Source organism: Mesorhizobium sp. M7A.F.Ca.US.010.02.1.1, assembly GCF_004023085.1.
In the GTDB taxonomy this organism is placed as follows: domain Bacteria; phylum Pseudomonadota; class Alphaproteobacteria; order Rhizobiales; family Rhizobiaceae; genus Mesorhizobium.
In genome coordinates, this window is the sequence record NZ_RZRV01000029.1 from 1 (window position 1) to 16,792 (window position 16,792).

Here is a 16,792-nt window from a genome sequence, read left to right on the forward strand (position 1 = left end):
AGACAGGCCTATATCGCCGGTTCTTGAACGCGCCCATCGTCTAGCGGTCAGGACACCGCCCTCTCACGGCGGGAACAGGGGTTCGATTCCCCTTGGGCGTACCAAGTTTTTCGACAAATTTGCAGGATGCCGTTGATTTCGTTCTGAAGTCGACGACCCTCGATACTGTGGCGTTCAGGAAACCAGCTCTGCACAGGTAGCCGCAGCCTTGAAAATCCCAGTGGCACCAACCACTCGGGCCTTCATTTCATTCATCTGGCAAATGTTAACGGACCCGAAACCGAGAACCTTAACGCCCCCGCAACTCACGGCAATATATTAGTTGTCGCTTTAGTAGCTGTAGGAGGTTGAAATGCAGAAAACAGCCTATCGTTTCGCTTGGGACGAGTCTGGCGCCACCGCGATCGAGTATGGCTTGATCGCGGCTCTTATCGCGCTCGCGATCATCACCGGCGCCGGGGCACTTGGCAATTCGCTCAACGGGATATTCACGAACGTCGGCACTACGGTCAACAGCAGCGGCTCGTAAGTCGGTACCTCAATTCGGTCGGCCGTCGGCCGGATCGTCGACCCTCAGCCTCCAAAAGCGTAGCGTGTACGTCCTTCCGATGCCGGGCATCGGAAGGACGGCGCACTCTCAATCACCCGGCTTATCCGTTGCGCTGCCGCGTTCGTCGCTTCTGGCGCTGCGGCCCTGTTTGCATTAGCATCACGTCACGGATCCTGAGGTGCGGCTCCGGCGGCGCGCAGAACGCCGCGCTGCCCGGACGGCCAGTTGATGCCGTGGGGAGGAAGGCCAATGCAGAAGCTGCAATCGCAGGGCGTCCATCACATCACGCTGGTCGGCGCCGGGCGCCAGACCTCTATCGATTTCTGGGAAGGCGTGCTCGGCATGCCGTTCATCTTCGAACAGCCCAATCTCGACAAGCCGAGGGAAAGCCACCTCTATTTCGATCCTGGCGACGGCCGGCTGGTCACCATCTTCACCGACGAGAGCCGCACACCAGAGAAGCGGCGCACGCCGACCGATCCGGGCTGTGTCCACCACATTGCCTTTTCGGTGTCGCGCGTCACCTTCCTGCAGGCGGTCTCTCGGCTCGACGAGCGCGGCATCAAGCACAGCGGCGTCAAGGATCGCGGTTTCATGGATTCGATCTATTTCGAGGATCCGCTCGGCCTGCTGATCGAGTTGGCGTCCTACCGCTTCGAACCGCCAGCGGGCTTCACCCACGCCGATGTGCTGATGGAAGCGCACAGGCTGCGGGTCGCGCGCGGCGACTACAACATCGCCGAAGTGCATCTCGCCGATGCGATCCAGGCGCTCGTCGAACGTTCCCGCGCCACCTTGTCGGACGATCGGGCGCCGAAAAACCCATACTGAACAGACCAGAGGGAGGAACAAGATGGCCAAGACAGCGACGAAGACTGCCGGGAAATCCGCGGCCAAAGCTGCCGCCAAGCCGGCGGCGAAAGCTGCGGCAAAGCCAAAAGCCAAGGCGGCCGCCAAGGCGACGGCAAAAGCCGCGCCCAGGGCCAAGGCCAAGCCGGCCAAGAAGCCGGCGCTGAAGCTCAGCATGCTGAAGCCCAGCGTCAACAACATGACCGTGCGGGTGTTTGCGCGCGCGGCCGGTTTCGACCATGCCGAGACCGATGCCTGGGGCCACACCCGTTCGCCGGAGTTCATGGCGCGAAATCCCGCCCATTTGACACCGATGATCGAGGACAAGGGCCTCCCCAGAGGCGTGTTGTGGGAAAGCTGCGCCATCATGCAGTATCTCGCCAACAAGCACGGGCTGGAGAAATTCTATCCGAAGGCGCCGGCCAAGCGGGCGATGGTCGACAGTGCCATGTTCTACCTGATCGGTACGCTCTACCCCTATGTGGCGCGCGCCACCTATCCGGCGCTCGGCTTCCCTCATTATGCCGGCGAGGTCGGCCACAGCGACGCGCACCCCGACAGGAAGTCGGAGGCCCAGAAGGCGGCGATGGCCGCGATCGCCGAGCCGCTGGAGGTCTTCCACAGCTTCTTCAGGGACGGCAAGCCGTTCATCGGCGGCAAGCATCCTTCGATCGCCGATATCCGGCTGGCGGCGACGCTCGAATTCCTGGCCGTCGTCGACTATTCCTTGCCCCGATGGGCGAAGGACTATGTGGCGGCGATCGAGAAGACGCTCGGCAAGGCCTATAGCGAGCCGGCCGGCGACGTGCGCGGCTATATCGCGCATGTGAAGTCGCAGGCCAAGGCCTGAGGTTAAGGATGCGTTAACCAAAGCCCTGTCTACTGCGGGGCAATTCGCTTTCGGCCCGCGACCACGGATGTACTGGCGCAGAACGTCGTAGCGATAGGAAAGGTCGGCGCAATGCCGGCCTTTTTGCTTTCGCACGCGGTCTCTTTGTTCAACGCAATTCCCAAGGGAAGCGCCATGCGCTTTCCCCGGGAAAACCGTTTCACACTTTTCCTGGAATTGCTCTATCGCCGGGCGCGATCGAGCAGCGATCAGGCCACGCAAGCCTCGGCCGCTGTCGCTTTTTTGGCGTCAACTTTTGCGGAGAGATATTGTCATCGCCGGCGTTGACCCTACCATCCATTTCGGCAGTCCGGCATGGATTGTCGGTCAGGCGCGAAATGAGGGCTGGCGATGAAAAGCGTTGCGAAGCGGGTTGCGGTTGTGGGTGTGATGCTGGCGAGTGCTGTTCATCCTTCAAATGCGGCTGAACTGAACACAATGAACGATGTCGGGACCGCCATTCAGGCATGCTGGACACCGCCGGCGGATGCCGGAACCGCCAGCGTCACCTTGAGCTTCAGCTTCAAGCGGGACGGCACGCTAATCGGCCCACCGAGGCCGACAGCCATCAAGGTGGAAGGCGGTGCCATGGCGAAGAAATCGTTTGTCGACGCCGCGACAACCGCCCTGCAGAATTGTCTGCCCCTGACCTTCTCAGCGAAGCTGGCGCAAGGGATCGCCGGCAACGTGTTCACATTGCAATTCGCTTCTCCAAAATAGGCGCTGCCGCTCAGTGGTGACTGCGCCTTGCCTCGGCATGCCGGGCAAGATCGGGCGTCTCGAAGACGTAGTCGCTCCAGGCTGATTCAGGAACCTGGCCGGCCAGATAGCATTCCAGCAACAGGCTCTGCTCGGGATTGAGTGGCCTTGGCGCGCGCTGGTCCAGCCCCAGCGAGTGAAACAGGTTTCTTGTCAGGTCCGAGACGGTGAAGTGGATCGACATCTGCAATCTCCCTTTGGTCCTTCAACGCGGAAGGCCCGGCAAAGGTTTCGAACGCCTGGCGATAATGGCGCATTGATCTCGGTCCGTTGCGTTGCAAATCCTCGGCCACGGTCAGGCTTGCGCTTTCTTTCGAGGTTCGTCTCAATCTTGAAATAAAAATGTAATATCGAATTTACATGAGGTAACGTAGTACAATAGACAATAGGTCCTTCAGGTTGAAACTCTTTAGATTATTAGAAATTACTCATGTAGCTGAAGCTTGCTGAAGTCATGGGCTCTAAATTCCAGGTTCTCCGCAAAAGGACCAAGTTGTCCCGATGATCCGTTTCTGGCCTTCCATGGTGATCGCATTTATTTCACTGGCGGCAGTTTTGTTCGGTACGCTTTCGTCCTACGCGGACAGCTGCGGCGCGATCAGAAGCCAGTTGCTTTCGGCTGGCCGCAGCGGCGGGGCAAGCCCGGAGCTTGCCCCGTTGCGCCGGCAACTTGCAGCCATCCAGACTATCGAGAGACAGCGCCAGTGCACGGCGAAAAGTTCGCTTGGTGGTCTCTTCAACGCCTGCGCCGATCTCGCCAGGAGCCGCTCGGATGTGCAGCGCCGGATCGCTGCCGCCGGGAATTCGGGCCGCGACACAGCGGGCCTGCAGGCGCGCCTCGTCGCGCTTGGCTGTGCGCCTTCAGCAAAGCAACGGCCTGTGCGCGCCGCGCCCAGCACCCAATCGGCGACCACCACGTTCGCCGGCAATGCGATGCTGTTTTGCGTGCGTCTGTCGGACGGGTATTTCTTCCCGGCGCCAAAGTCGCAGTTCGCCGCCAGTGGCGATCTTAAGGAGACGGTCGATCAATGCCGTTACATCTGCGATGACCCCAGCGTCGACCTCTACACGTTGAGCGACGCCAGCCTCGAAACCGACCAGATGACCGCGCTCGACACGCGCAAACCCTATACCGAGCTGCCGGCAGCCTTCAGATATCGCGATGATGCGAATTTCAAGGCATGCGACGTCAAGCGCTACTACCAGCGGGTCACCGAACTGCGAGCCAGGACCGTGACGCCCGCCAACATGCGCAACGCCATTATTCCGCTGCCGACGGCGAAGCCGGATCTCGGCACGGTTGCGGCCGTCGCCGGGATCGATGCCGAAGCCCCAGGTGCGGCCCAGCACCTTTCGATCGAGGCCGGCGAGCGGCCGGTGCGCGTGGTCGGCCCGGCATTTTTCCCGGCCGAATGATCGCCGGTCTTCCCCGATCGGCGATCACCGGTGGCGGCGTGCGTGCTGCGATGCGGTTGCGCGATCCCTCTGGAACAGAGGGGCACTCACGGCGTTGTGATCGACATCAGCCGGGAGGAACGCCGTGGCTACGTTCAGGGAAATGCGGGTGCTGGAGATCGTCGAGGACGACTCGCTGACCACCGAACAGAAAATCGCCGAACTGCGCGAGATCGAATCCGAGGCGCGTGGGTTGCAGCGGGCTGCCTCGGAGGGTCCAATGGACGACGATGACGGTTGGCAGGAAGATCTGCGTCAGGTTCGTCTTGCACTCGACAAGCTCGGAGCGAAGGAGCCGAAAAAAGGCGCTGCTTCCCTGTGAAGGCCGGGTAACCGAGCTATCCGCGGATCGCGTTTTGTTTGATCGAATCCTGCTTTTAGAGACCCGCTCCAATCTAATCACAGACCATGCGAGCTCTCTTGCCGGGCTCGCTGACGTTCCTGCAGGTCAGCGGCTTCGCCGGCGCCGATAGGGACGCCGACGCAGGCAACCTCGTCTGGTGCCGTCTCGGTGCGGCATGGCTGACCTTGCGCTCGGAAAAACGCCGGGGTGGCTGCGGCGCCACCGGAAAAGCGCCGTTTTCGACCTCGGATTGGCCGTAGTCGACATTCGGTGGCGGCCGATCCCAGATGCGCCGGACATCGAGCGGTCTCGGGATGACGACCGTGCCGTCATAACTGCGAGAGCAACCGCCGCCGAAAAGCAGCGCCAGCCCCATGAAAAAAGGCACAATCCGTCCAAGCATCAGCAATACCCCTGCCGTTGCTTATATAGCGGGTTCGACCCTGCCGACAACCGGGCGGATGAAGCAGACCCTGCCGCCCAATCCTGTCTAACCAACCGTTAAGGTTAGCGGATCCTTAATGCTTCTCGGGCACATTCCGCCGACGAACCGCGGAGGAGGGTTCGGCCTTGGTTTTCGGGGTGGGGACGGCATGGCGGAAGCGAACGAAACAATCGGCGCGCGCGGCAAGCGCGAGCCTCGCAGATCCACTGCGCATGGCGATGATGCATCATCGTCCGCCTCTTGCATGGATTCGAACGATGCGCTTCGCCAACTCGTTGAAGCCGGTTCCGACTGGATCTGGGAGACCGACGCCGAACTGCGCTTCTCCTGGCTTTCGCAAAACTACCAGGCAGCCACTGGCACCGATCCGGCAAACGTGCTCGGCCGGTTCCGCTTCGACTTCCTCAACCAGGTCCTTAACGGCGATCGCAGTGGCGCCGCGCATCTGGAGGATCTGCAGGCGCACCGGCCTTTTCGCGACTTCGTCTACGAACTCAAGGGTGGCAACGCCGACTGTCGCTGGGTCTTGACGTCAGGCTTTCCGAAGTTCGACGACGAAGGAAGATTTGCCGGTTATCGCGGCATCGGCCGCAACGTCACGGCACTGGCGGGCGCCTTCAAAGATCCGGGGCCGGGACCATCGGCCTACGGCGAGCCCGACCAGCATCTGGCCGACCTCGAGCAGACCATGGACGCCATGCATATGGGCGTCGTGCTTCTCGATGCCAGGCTCGACACGCTGATCATCAACAAGGCCTATCGCGACCTCTCGAGGATTCCGGACGGCGCTGTTAGCGTCGGCGCTCCGTTCAGCCTGTTGATGGAGCTCAACCGCCGCAGCGGCATCTATGGCGACATCGACGAACAGCAATGGCAGCGCTACCTCGCCACCCGCCTCGACGAGATTCGCGCCGGATCCGTCGCGCCGCGCGAATTTGTCCATGCCAACGGCAGGACGATGATGTTCTCGGTGACGGCGTTGTCCGGGGGCAGGCGGCTGCTGACCTATTATGAGGTTACCGAGATCAAGCAGCGCGATGCGGAGATCAAAAGCGCCAATGCCAAGATCGCAGAGACCTTCGCCAGTCTCCGCACCATGGTCGACCAGATGCCGATCGGTGTCCTCGTCCTCGACGCCAATATGCGCGCGGAGATCATCAACCGTGCTTTCTATGATTTCTGGCAGATCGACGCCCGGCGCGCCGAGATCGGCTGCAGCTTCCGCGATCTGATGGACGCCAGCCGCGACATCGATCCGTTTGGTGCCGACGATGCATCATGGCAGCGGCATGTGGCAGAGCGCGAGGCGGAAATCAGGGCCGGGATCGCCGCCTCGCGGCAGTTCCCGCGCAATGACGGCCGCACCCTGATCTCGTCGATGGCGCCGCTGGCCGGCGGCAAGCGGCTGATCTCCTATGTCGACGTCACCGACATGAAGGACCGGGAGGCCGAACTTGCCGACGCGCTGGAGAAGGCGCGGCTGGCGGAGGCGGTGATCAACGCCGTCAAGGATCCGATCTTCGTCAAGGACGACCATCTGCGCTTCGTCTTCGTCAACGAGGCGTTCGCCGCTCTGTTTGGCCAGACGCCGCAAGCCATGCTCGGCAAGCCCGGCGGCGATTTCCTCCCGGCGAACGCTGTCGCGCTTTTCGAGCAGAGCGAAGGTGAGGTCCTTGCGACCGGGCGGCCGTACGAAGTGGAAGAGAATTTCGAGGTCGATGGCGCCAGCCGATCGCGCATCGTGAGGAAGAGCCGCGTCGGCATGGCCAGCGGCCGCGACTATGTTGCCGGCTTCCTGTTCGACATTTCCGACATGAAGCGCCGCGAGACCGAGGCGCAGGATGCGCGCAAGCATCTCGCCAGCGTTCTGGAATCCTTGCCGGCCGCCGTGATCATCTACGATAGCGACGACAGGTTCGTGTTCGCCAACCGCAAGATCCAGGATACGCTGCCGGCCTTGAAGCCGGCATGGCAGCCCGGCTGCACATTCCGCGAGGCACTCGTTCTGGGCCATGCGAACGGCTATTTCCGCAACAGCGGCGATCCACAAGTCGACCAGCTCTACGACAGCGACCATGACCGCTGGCTGGATGCGATCCTCGCCCGCTACCGCTTGCCCAATTCCTGCTACGAGCGTCATAACCCCGACGGCCGCTGGTACCAGGTCTACGACATGCGGACCGATGATGGCACCTTCATCGGTGTTCGCGTCGACATCTCCGAGATCAAGAGCCGCGAGGCGGCATTGCGCGATTCGATGCGCCAGATCGACCTGTTCCGGCACGTGATGGACGAGTTGCCGGTGGCCGCCTTCATCAAGGCGCAGGACCTGAGCATCGAATTCGTCAACAAGGCCTGGTGCGCGATCACCGGCTTGGCCAAGGAGGATGTCATCGGCCGCACCGACCGGCAGTTGTTCGGTGCGCAGGACGCCGATGGCTACAGCCATGACGACACGCAAGTCGTCGTGACGGGCGCCGTCAAGGAGGTCGAGGAACCCGTCACCCATCGCGACGGTACGGTTCGGCAGTTGATGACGCGCAAGAGCCGCCTGGTGACGCTGGACGGGTCGGTGCATCTGGTCGGTTCGAGCACCGACATCACCGACGTCAAGGCGCGCGAGCGTGCGCTGGAAGAAAGCATGCGCGAGAACGAGGTGTTCCGCAGCCTGATCGACAACGTGCCGGTATCGATCTACGCCAAGCGCTCCGATCTCCGGCAGTTCTATGTCAACAAGGGCTGGTGCGATCTCACGGGCTTCCGCAAGGAAGAGGCTATCGGCAAGACCGACATCGAGATTTTCGGGCCGGATGGCGAGGCTTTCGTCAATGGCGACCTCGCCGTGCTGCGCACCGGCGAAACCCAGGAGGTCGAAGAGACGGTGACGTTGGCCGACGGCAGCGTCAGGCATCAATTCGCCCGCAAGGGCGCGATGATCGCCTCCGACGGCTCGCTCTACCTGATCGGCTCGACCACCGACATCACCGAGCTGAAGATGCGAGAGGCCGAACTGCGCGAGGCGCGTCAGCGCGCCGTGCTCGCCGACCGCGCCAAGTCGGAATTCCTCGCCAATATGAGCCATGAGATCCGCACGCCGATGAACGGCGTGCTCGGCATGGCCGAACTGCTGGCCAAATCGGACCTCGACCCGAAGCAGAAGACGTTTACCGACATCATCGTGAAATCGGGCAATGCGCTGCTCACCATCATCAACGACATCCTGGACTTCTCCAAGATCGATGCCGGTCAGCTGGTGCTCGATCCCGCGCCCTTCAATCTGGCCGAGGCGATCGAGGATGTAGCGACGCTGGTGTCGACACGCGCCAAGGAAAAGGACCTCGAGCTGATCGTTCGTGTCGAGCCTCGGCTCGAGAGCCTGTTCGTCGGCGATGTCGGCCGTATCAGGCAGATCGTCACCAACCTGCTCGGCAACGCGGTGAAATTCACCGATGAAGGCCATGTGCTGGTCGACGTCACCGGCGAGAGGGTTCCAACCGGAACGAAGCTGACGATCTCGGTCACCGATACCGGCATCGGTATCCCCGAGGAAAAACTGAAACTGGTGTTCGAGAAATTCAGCCAGGTCGACACCTCTTCGACGAGGCGACACGAGGGGACCGGTCTCGGCCTCGCCATCACCTCGCGGCTCGTCGAGCTGATGGGCGGCGATATCGGGGTCGAAAGTGCGGAAGGCAAGGGCTCGACTTTCTGGTTCTCGGTGACGCTGCCGAGGGCCGGACAGCAGAACGGGCAACGCATCATGCCGATCGACGTGACCGGTGCGCGTGTGCTGATCGTCGACGACAATGCCGTCAACCGGGCGATCCTGACCGAACAGATGACATCGTGGACGTTCGATTCCTGCGCGGCCGAAAGCGGCGCCGAAGGCCTCAAGGTGCTGATCGCCGCCGCAGCCTATGGCGTGCCGGTCGACTGCGTCGTGCTCGACTACCAGATGCCTGAAATGAGCGGCGCCGAAATGGCGCGGATCGTGCGCAACACCGCCGGTCTTGCCGGCACGCCGATCATCATGCTGACCTCGGTCGACCAGTCGCTCGCCAACACCAGCTATCGCGATCTCGGCATCGATGCCCAGCTGATCAAGCCGGCGCGCTCTTCGGTGCTGCTGGAAACGCTGGTCGCCACCATCCAGCGGCATCGCCACAATACTGGCGACACGCAGCCGCTCGCGGCCGACGCCACTCCAGGCAATGTTGCACGGCCGCAGCCCTCGGCACCGTCCGAACAGCGTGCGCTGCTGCAGCCGCCTTCGATTCGCCCCCGGCCACCGGTGGCGGCTGGTGGCGACAGGCTGGATATCCTGGTGGCCGAGGACAATGAGGTGAACCAGATGGTGTTCACCCAGATCCTCGGCGAGACCGGTTATGGTTTCGAGATCGTCGGCAATGGCCGCAAGGCGCTCGACGCCTTTGGCCGGCTCAACCCGTGCATGATCCTGATGGATGTCTCCATGCCGGAGATGAACGGTCTCGAAGCAACCGCCGCCATTCGCCGGCTGGAGGAAGAAACCGGCACGCATGTGCCGATCGTCGGCGTCACCGCGCATGCGCTGAAGGGCGACCGCGAGCGCTGCCTGGAGGCAGGCATGGACGACTATCTGCCCAAGCCGATCAGTCCCCGGGCGTTGCTCGAGAAGGTCGAGCGCTGGGTCGGCGCCAGCCGGCAGGCTCAGCGCAACGCCGGGTAAGCCGGCTCTGCCCGAGTGCGGGGAACGCGGCGAAGATTCGCGCCCCTGTCAGCGGCCAAGACTATGGCGCGATCGCACCATATCAAAGGCGGCATCCAGCCGAGACAATGGCTACATTCGAATTCCGCTCTTCCCAGTTACGGGCGGGAGCAGCGACCGCCGGCATGAGACAGCGTCAACCTACCCCAACGGACCTGTTTTCGGCGATGGCCCGGCCACGACACCGTCTGGCTGAGAGCAACGCGCTCCCGTCCGGCTTTTCTTCACAGAGGCCGGCTGGTCCCAAATCGCCGGCCAGCCTCGGCTGAATAGAGCAAGTCCCTGATTCCGGTGACAAAGCCGGGCTGCGTCGGGAGTGCCGGCCAGGCGGCATTCTGCTCATCCCGCTGAAGCGTTACCGGGGTGACATCAAACTGTCATGCGACTGTTATAATCGAAGGCTATTGGCCTCAGCGGGCGCCGACTGACGAGCGCCGAGAGACCATCTTCCGAACAGGAGCAGGCCACATGAAGAAATTCCTCTATACGGCGTCGGCCGCTGCGCTTGCGCTCGCCGCGTCGTCCGGCTTCGCCGCCGCGCGCGACCAGATCCAGGTCGCCGGGTCATCGACCGTGTTACCTTATGCCAAGATCGTTGCCGAGCAGTTCGGCGAAACGTTCACCAACTTCAAGACCCCGGTCGTCGAATCCGGCGGCAGCGGCGCCGGCATCAAGGAATTTTGCAAGGGCGTCGGCGAAGACACGATCGACATCGCCAACTCGTCGCGTCCGATCAAGGAGGACGAACTCAAGTCCTGCGCCGACGCCGGCGTGAAGGAAGTCCAGGAAGTCCGGATCGGCTATGACGGCATCGTCTTCGCCACCGACATCAAGGGCCCGGACTGGGCGCTGGTTCCCGCTGACATCTACAAGGCGCTCGCGGCCAAGCTGGTCGTTGACGGCAAGCTGGTCGACAATCCGAACACCAAGTGGAGCCAGGTCAATCCGAAGCTGCCCGACTGGGACATCGCCGCCTACATTCCGGGCGAAAAGCACGGCACGCGCGAAGTGTTCGAGACCAAGCTCCTCGATGCCGGCTGTGACAAGGCTGCTCTCAAGGCTGCCGGCATTGCCGACGACAAGGAAATCGGCAAAACCTGCATCGCCATCCGCAAGGACGGCAAGGCCGTCGACATCGATGGCGACTATACCGAGACGCTCGCCCGCATAGACTCCAACAAGACCGGCGTCGGCGTGTTTGGCCTCGCCTTCTATGAGAACAATGCCGACAAGCTGAAGGTCGCCACCGTGGAAGGCATCGTGCCTTCGACCGAGACGATCGCCAGCGGCAAGTATCCCGTCTCGCGCCCGCTGTTCTTCTACGTCAAGAAGGCGCATCTGGGCGTCGTTCCCGGCCTCAAGGAATATGTCGAGTTCTTCCTTGACGACCAGATGGTTGGCCCGGAAAGCCCGCTCGCCGAATACGGCCTCGTTGCTGCACCGGATGCCGAGCGTCAGGCCCAGCGTGACGCTTTCGCCGCCGGAAAGTCGATGTAATCAGCTGCCGAACCGGGGTGCGGGCCAATCCCGCGCCCCGGTTTCATCGCAGGCCGCAATGGCGGCTGCGTAAGAATTTCTCTTGGGGTGGGTCCATGTCGTCCTTGCTCGTACTGGCCATCGTCGTTGCCGTCGGCCTGGTTGCCTTTTTCATCGGCCGGCAACGTGCCGCGGCCCAGGACAATGGCAAGGTCAAGCCGCATTCGCGCGCCCATTATCATGGCTGGTGGGCCTTCCTGCTCGCCGTTCTGCCTGCTCTTTTGCTGCTTGCCGTCTGGACCGTCGGGTCTTCCATCTATCTGGACCGACACATTCACGCTGCCTTGCCCGAGCGCACCGTCGACAGCAAGGTTGCCAGTGAGGCACTGGACGTCAGCCTGGTAAAGAGCCTCGCCAGGGGCCTGCGCAAACTCGATGCAGGCACACTGGCCGCAATGCCTGCCAGCTTTGCCGAGCTGCAGCCGCTGCTCGCCGCCAAGGGTGTGGCACTGGCGAGCGACACGCAGGATTACATGATCCCGATCGCCGTGGAGGCGAACAAGGTCCAGGACCGGCTCGGCCTGTTCGGCGCCATTGTCATCCTCGTTTCCTCGATCGCCGGCGCCTTCTATGCGCTCAGGCAGATCGAGCCGCGCGCCAGGGCACGCAACAATGTCGAGAGGCTGATGCTGTGGGGGCTGCTTGCCGCCTCCACCATCGCCATCCTGACCACCATCGGCATCGTGCTTTCGATGCTGTTCCAGACGATCACTTTCTTCGAAAGCGTCTCGCCGATGAGTTTCTTCTTCGGCACCGTCTGGGATCCGCGTTTTGCCGCTGCCGGTTCGGGCGGCAGCCAGGGCCAATTCGGCCTGATCCCGCTTCTTGCGGGCACGCTCTACATCGCCGCCGTCGCACTGCTGGTTGCGGTGCCGGTGGGGCTGATGTCGGCTGTCTACATGGCCGAATACGCAACGCCCAGGGTGCGCTCGGTGGTCAAGCCGGCGCTTGAACTGCTGGCCGGCATACCGACCATCGTCTACGGCATCTTCGCCGTCGTCACGCTTGGGCCATTCCTGCGCGACCTGTCCGCGGCGCTGACCGGCGGTTCGCCCTTCATCCAGGGCCAGAGCATCTTCACCGCCGGCCTGGTCATGGGCGTCATGCTGATCCCGGTCGTGTCCTCTCTTTCGGACGACATCATAACCGCGGTGCCGCGCGCCATGCGCGACGGGTCGCTTGGCCTCGGCGCGACCCGCTCCGAGACGATCAAGCGGGTGATCCTGCCGGCTGCACTGCCCGGCATCGTCGGCGCCATCCTGCTGACTGCCTCGCGCGCCATCGGCGAAACGATGATTGTCGTGCTGGCGGCGGGCGTCGCCGCCAACCTCACCATCAACCCGTTCGAGGCGATGACGACCATCACCGTCAAGATCGTCAACCAGCTCACCGGCGACCTCGAGTTCAATTCGCCGCAGACGCTGGTGGCCTTCGCGCTCGGCCTGACGCTGTTCGCGCTGACGTTGGTGATGAACATCGTCGCGCTCTACATCGTGCGCAAATATCGGGAGCAGTACGAATGACCGACATTTCCATGGATACGATGGTCAGGGCGGCGGCCCATCCGCGCCGCGACATCGGCCTGAAGGCCCGTTACGCCGCCGAACGCCGTTTCCGCATCTATGGCGTCGTGGCGATTTCCGTAGGCCTGGCGTTCCTGGCAATCATGCTGATCACCATCGTCTCGAAAGGCTACACCGCCTTCTGGCAGACGACGGTATCACTGCCGATCTCGTTCGACGAGAAGGTGATCGATCCTTCCGGCAAGCGCGCAACCGATCCGAGCGTTCTGATCAAGGCGAATTATCCCAAGCTCGCCGAAAACGCGCTGGTGGCCAAGCTCGGCATCAATCCCGACGACAAGCCGGCGATCAAGCAGCTCAAGGGCTTCCTGTCGGAAGGCGCCCGCGTCCAGTTGCGCGACATCGTTGCCGCCGATCCCTCGGTGATCGGCACGACACGCGACGTCAACATCCTCGCCGCCGCCAATCTCGACTCGGCTTTCAAGGGCCAGATCGACCTCAGTGTCGAGGAAGCGCGACGCAAGGTCTCGGACCAGCAGATCACCTGGATGAACAAGCTCAAGGCCGAGGGCGCGATGGCCGAGCACTTCAACAGCGGTCTGTTCACCTACGGCGCCTCCAGCCGCCCGGAAACCTCGGGCATGGGCGTGGCGATCATCGGCTCCTTTTATATGATGGTGATCGTGTTGCTCCTGGCGCTGCCGATCGGCGTCGCCGCCTCCATCTATCTGGAGGAGTTCGCCAAGAAGAACCGTTTCACCGACCTTATCGAGGTCAACATCAACAATCTGGCCGCGGTGCCGTCAATCGTCTTCGGCTTGCTCGGCCTCGCGGTGTTCATCAATTTCCTGGGCATGCCGCGCTCCGCCGCTTTCGTCGGCGGCCTGGTGCTGACACTGATGACGCTGCCGACGATCATCATCGCGACGCGCGCCGCACTTGCCGCGGTGCCGCCGTCGATCCGCTCGGCGGCTCTCGGTCTTGGCGCCTCCAAGATGCAGATGGTGTTCCAGCACATCCTGCCGCTTGCCGCGCCCGGCATCCTCACCGGCACCATCATCGGTCTAGCGCGTGCGCTCGGCGAAACCGCGCCTCTGCTGCTGATCGGCATGGTCGCCTTCGTCGCCGATCCACCGACGACGCCTTTCGATCCGGCCACCGCGCTGCCGGTGCAGATCTATATGTGGGCGAACGAGGCCGAACGCGCCTTCGTCGAGCGTATGTCCGGCGCCATCATCATCCTGCTCGTCTTCCTCATGGCCATGAACATCACCGCGATCGTGCTTCGGCGTCGGTTCGAGCGGCGCTGGTAGAAAAAAGGCATCTTGGTATGAACATCATGACCGAACAGTCCCTTGAAAACGCAGTGGGCGACAAGATGAAGTCGAACGAAGTGATCAAAATGCGCGGCGACAAGGTCGGCGTGTTCTATGGCGAGAAGCAGGCGCTGTTCGACGTCGATCTCGACGTCCGCCTGAACCAGGTGACGGCGCTGATTGGCCCCTCCGGCTGCGGCAAGTCCACCTTCCTGCGCTGCCTCAACCGCATGAACGACACCATCGATTCAGCACGGGTAACCGGCAAGATAACGCTCGACGAAGAAGACATCTACGACAAGAACATCGATGTCGTCGAACTCAGGGCGCGCGTCGGCATGGTGTTCCAGAAACCCAATCCGTTCCCCAAATCGATCTACGAGAACGTTGCCTATGGTCCGCGCATCCACGGATTGGCCAAGCGCAAGGCCGACATGGATCAGATCGTAGAGTCGAGCCTGAAGAAGGCGGCGATCTGGAACGAGGTCAAGGACCGTTTGCAAGAACCTGGCACGGGTCTTTCCGGTGGCCAGCAGCAGCGTCTGTGCATTGCACGCGCCATCGCCGTGTCACCCGAGGTGATCCTGATGGACGAACCGTGTTCGGCGCTCGACCCGATCGCCACTGCTCGCGTCGAGGAACTGATCGACGAACTGCGTCAGAACTATACGATCGTCATCGTCACCCATTCGATGCAGCAGGCAGCACGCGTGTCGCAGCGCACCGCGATGTTCCATCTAGGCTATCTGGTCGAGGAGGGCGCCACCGACAAGATGTTCACCACCCCCGACGACAAACGCACCCAGGACTACATCACCGGCCGGTTCGGCTGAGCTCAGGCATACGAGGGACGAAGATCATGGGTGAACATACCGTCGCATCTTTCGATGAGGATCTGGAGCAGATCAGCCAGCTGATCCGCGACATGGGCGATCTCGCCCGCTCGATGGTCAGTGGCTCGACCAGGGCTTTGCTCAATTCGGACAATGCGCTGGCGCAGCGCGTGGTTTCCGATGATGCCATCATGGATGCACGCCAGCGCGAGCTGGACGATCGCGCCATCACGCTGATCGCCAAGCGCCAGCCAATGGCCAACGATCTGCGTGCGGTGGTCGGTTCGATCCGCATGGCCGGCGACCTTGAGCGCATCGGCGACCTTGCCAAGAACATCGCCAAGCGCGTCGGCACTGTCGGGCTGAGTGTCACGCCGCACGACCTTTCGCATTCGATCGACGCGATGGCGCAACTGGTGCTGATCCAGGTGCAGGGGGTCGTCGACGAGTATGCCGCCGCTGACGCGGCAGCGCTTGCCACGCTCAGAAACAATGACGAACGCATCGACGTCAAATACACCTCGGTGTTCCGCGAGCTGCTGACCTACATGATGGAAGATCCCCGCAACATCACGGCGTGCACGCACTTGTTGTTCTGCGCCAAGAACCTCGAGCGGATCGGCGATCACGTGACCAACATCGCCGAAAATGCCTATTATGTTTTGACCGGCACGCAGTTGCCAGCCAATCGTCCGAAGCAGGACGAGACGGCAATGTCCGCGCCAGCGGCATAACAGGGGTGACCAGCCGATGATCGCACCACGCATCATGGTGGTGGAGGATGAGGAGCCGCTAGGCGTGCTGCTCCGCTACAATCTTGAATCCGAAGGTTACCAGGTCGAGGTGGTGACGCGCGGCGACGAGGCCGAGATCCGGCTGCAGGAGAACGTTCCCGACCTTCTCGTGCTCGACTGGATGGTGCCGGCGGTTTCCGGCATCGAACTCTGCCGCCGGCTAAGAATGCGCCCAGAGACCGAGCGGCTGCCGATCATCATGCTGACCGCGCGCGGCGAGGAAAGCGACCGCGTGCGCGGCCTCTCGACCGGCGCCGACGACTATCTGGTCAAGCCGTTCTCGACGCCGGAGTTCATGGCCAGGGTCAAGGCGCTGTTGCGCCGCGCCAAGCCGGAAGTGCTGTCCAGCGTGCTAAAGGTCGGCGACATCTTGCTCGATCGTGAATCGCACCGGGTCTATCGTAAGAAGAGCGAGATCCGGCTCGGACCGACCGAGTTCCGCCTGCTCGAATTCATGATGCGCCATCCAGGCCGCGTGTTCTCGCGCAGCCAGTTGCTCGACAATGTCTGGGGCGAAACGATCTACATTGACGAGCGCACGGTCGACGTACATGTCGGGCGGCTGCGCAAGGCGGTCAACAACGGCCGCATGCCTGATGTCATCCGCACGATCCGTGGGGCGGGCTACGCGATCAGGGAAGACTAGGTGGCTGTTCCGTCCCGATAGATCGGGAAAACTCGATTAGCACGCGGTCGCCAACAGCCGGTGGAATGTTGCACTCGTCTCATCGATGGGGAGCGAGCACGTGACGA

General features: G+C 62.3%; 15 protein-coding genes and 1 tRNA gene. 14 read left to right on the forward strand and 2 right to left on the reverse strand.

Translation table 11 applies throughout. The features are described from left to right. Positions 1-29 precede the first annotated feature (29 nt). From EOA19_RS24295 to EOA19_RS24315, 5 genes are all read left to right on the forward strand, one after another. Positions 30-104: transfer RNA gene (locus EOA19_RS24295), tRNA-Glu, on the forward strand. Positions 105-352: 248 nt separating this feature from the next. After that, complete coding sequence (locus EOA19_RS24300) at positions 353-529, forward strand: Flp family type IVb pilin (protein ID WP_128305014.1); 177 nt, start codon at positions 353-355, stop codon at positions 527-529. A 270-nt stretch (positions 530-799) separates the two neighbouring features. Next, the gene (locus EOA19_RS24305; RefSeq protein WP_128305015.1) at positions 800-1,381 is read left to right on the forward strand and encodes a VOC family protein; all 582 of its coding nucleotides are present in this window, start codon (positions 800-802) and stop codon (positions 1,379-1,381) included. 22 nt (positions 1,382-1,403) lie between these two features. Next, positions 1,404-2,249 carry a glutathione S-transferase family protein gene (locus EOA19_RS24310; RefSeq protein ID WP_128305016.1) on the forward strand — a complete coding sequence of 282 codons (846 nt, stop codon included), beginning with the start codon at positions 1,404-1,406 and terminating at the stop codon, positions 2,247-2,249. Positions 2,250-2,639: 390 nt separating this feature from the next. Next, complete coding sequence (locus tag EOA19_RS24315; protein WP_128305017.1) at positions 2,640-3,008, forward strand: hypothetical protein; 369 nt, start codon at positions 2,640-2,642, stop codon at positions 3,006-3,008. 10 nt (positions 3,009-3,018) lie between these two features. Here the strand turns inward: EOA19_RS24315 and EOA19_RS24320 are convergent, their stop codons facing one another. Further along, positions 3,019-3,231, reverse strand: coding sequence for a hypothetical protein (locus EOA19_RS24320; protein WP_023810978.1), 213 nt, complete (start codon positions 3,229-3,231; stop codon positions 3,019-3,021). 317 nt (positions 3,232-3,548) lie between these two features. On the opposite strand from EOA19_RS24320, the gene EOA19_RS24325 reads away from it, so the two are divergent. Together EOA19_RS24325 and EOA19_RS24330 are read left to right on the forward strand one after the other, a co-directional pair. After that, positions 3,549-4,463, forward strand: a complete 915-nt coding sequence (locus EOA19_RS24325; RefSeq protein WP_128305018.1) for a DUF2865 domain-containing protein — start codon at positions 3,549-3,551, stop codon at positions 4,461-4,463. 124 nt (positions 4,464-4,587) lie between these two features. Then, complete coding sequence (locus EOA19_RS24330; protein ID WP_013529265.1) at positions 4,588-4,824, forward strand: hypothetical protein; 237 nt, start codon at positions 4,588-4,590, stop codon at positions 4,822-4,824. A 73-nt stretch (positions 4,825-4,897) separates the two neighbouring features. Here EOA19_RS24330 and EOA19_RS24335 read toward each other — a convergent pair whose 3' ends face one another. After that, positions 4,898-5,248 carry a hypothetical protein gene (locus EOA19_RS24335; RefSeq protein ID WP_027037074.1) on the reverse strand — a complete coding sequence of 117 codons (351 nt, stop codon included), beginning with the start codon at positions 5,246-5,248 and terminating at the stop codon, positions 4,898-4,900. A 190-nt stretch (positions 5,249-5,438) separates the two neighbouring features. Here EOA19_RS24335 and EOA19_RS24340 point away from each other — a divergent pair, with 190 nt between their 5' ends. From EOA19_RS24340 to phoB, 7 genes are all read left to right on the forward strand, one after another. After that, positions 5,439-9,998: a PAS domain-containing protein gene (locus tag EOA19_RS24340; RefSeq protein WP_164893020.1), complete on the forward strand. Its 4,560-nt coding sequence runs from the start codon at positions 5,439-5,441 to the stop codon at positions 9,996-9,998. A 507-nt stretch (positions 9,999-10,505) separates the two neighbouring features. Continuing rightward, positions 10,506-11,534, forward strand: a complete 1,029-nt coding sequence (locus tag EOA19_RS24345; protein WP_128305020.1) for a substrate-binding domain-containing protein — start codon at positions 10,506-10,508, stop codon at positions 11,532-11,534. Positions 11,535-11,629: 95 nt separating this feature from the next. Further along, a complete protein-coding gene (gene pstC / locus EOA19_RS24350; RefSeq protein WP_128305021.1) occupies positions 11,630-13,096 on the forward strand; it encodes a phosphate ABC transporter permease subunit PstC in 1,467 nt (488 codons plus the stop codon). Then, positions 13,093-14,409: a phosphate ABC transporter permease PstA gene (gene pstA, locus EOA19_RS24355; RefSeq protein ID WP_023810984.1), complete on the forward strand. Its 1,317-nt coding sequence runs from the start codon at positions 13,093-13,095 to the stop codon at positions 14,407-14,409. Before pstC ends, pstA begins: the two co-directional genes overlap by 4 nt. A gap of 17 nt (positions 14,410-14,426) precedes the next feature. After that, complete coding sequence (gene pstB, locus EOA19_RS24360; RefSeq protein WP_013529271.1) at positions 14,427-15,245, forward strand: phosphate ABC transporter ATP-binding protein PstB; 819 nt, start codon at positions 14,427-14,429, stop codon at positions 15,243-15,245. 26 nt (positions 15,246-15,271) lie between these two features. After that, complete coding sequence (phoU, locus tag EOA19_RS24365) at positions 15,272-15,979, forward strand: phosphate signaling complex protein PhoU (protein ID WP_128305022.1); 708 nt, start codon at positions 15,272-15,274, stop codon at positions 15,977-15,979. A 16-nt stretch (positions 15,980-15,995) separates the two neighbouring features. Next, entirely contained in the window at positions 15,996-16,685 is a 690-nt protein-coding gene (gene phoB, locus EOA19_RS24370; protein ID WP_128305023.1) for a phosphate regulon transcriptional regulator PhoB, read from the forward strand. Positions 16,686-16,792: the final 107 nt, after the last annotated feature.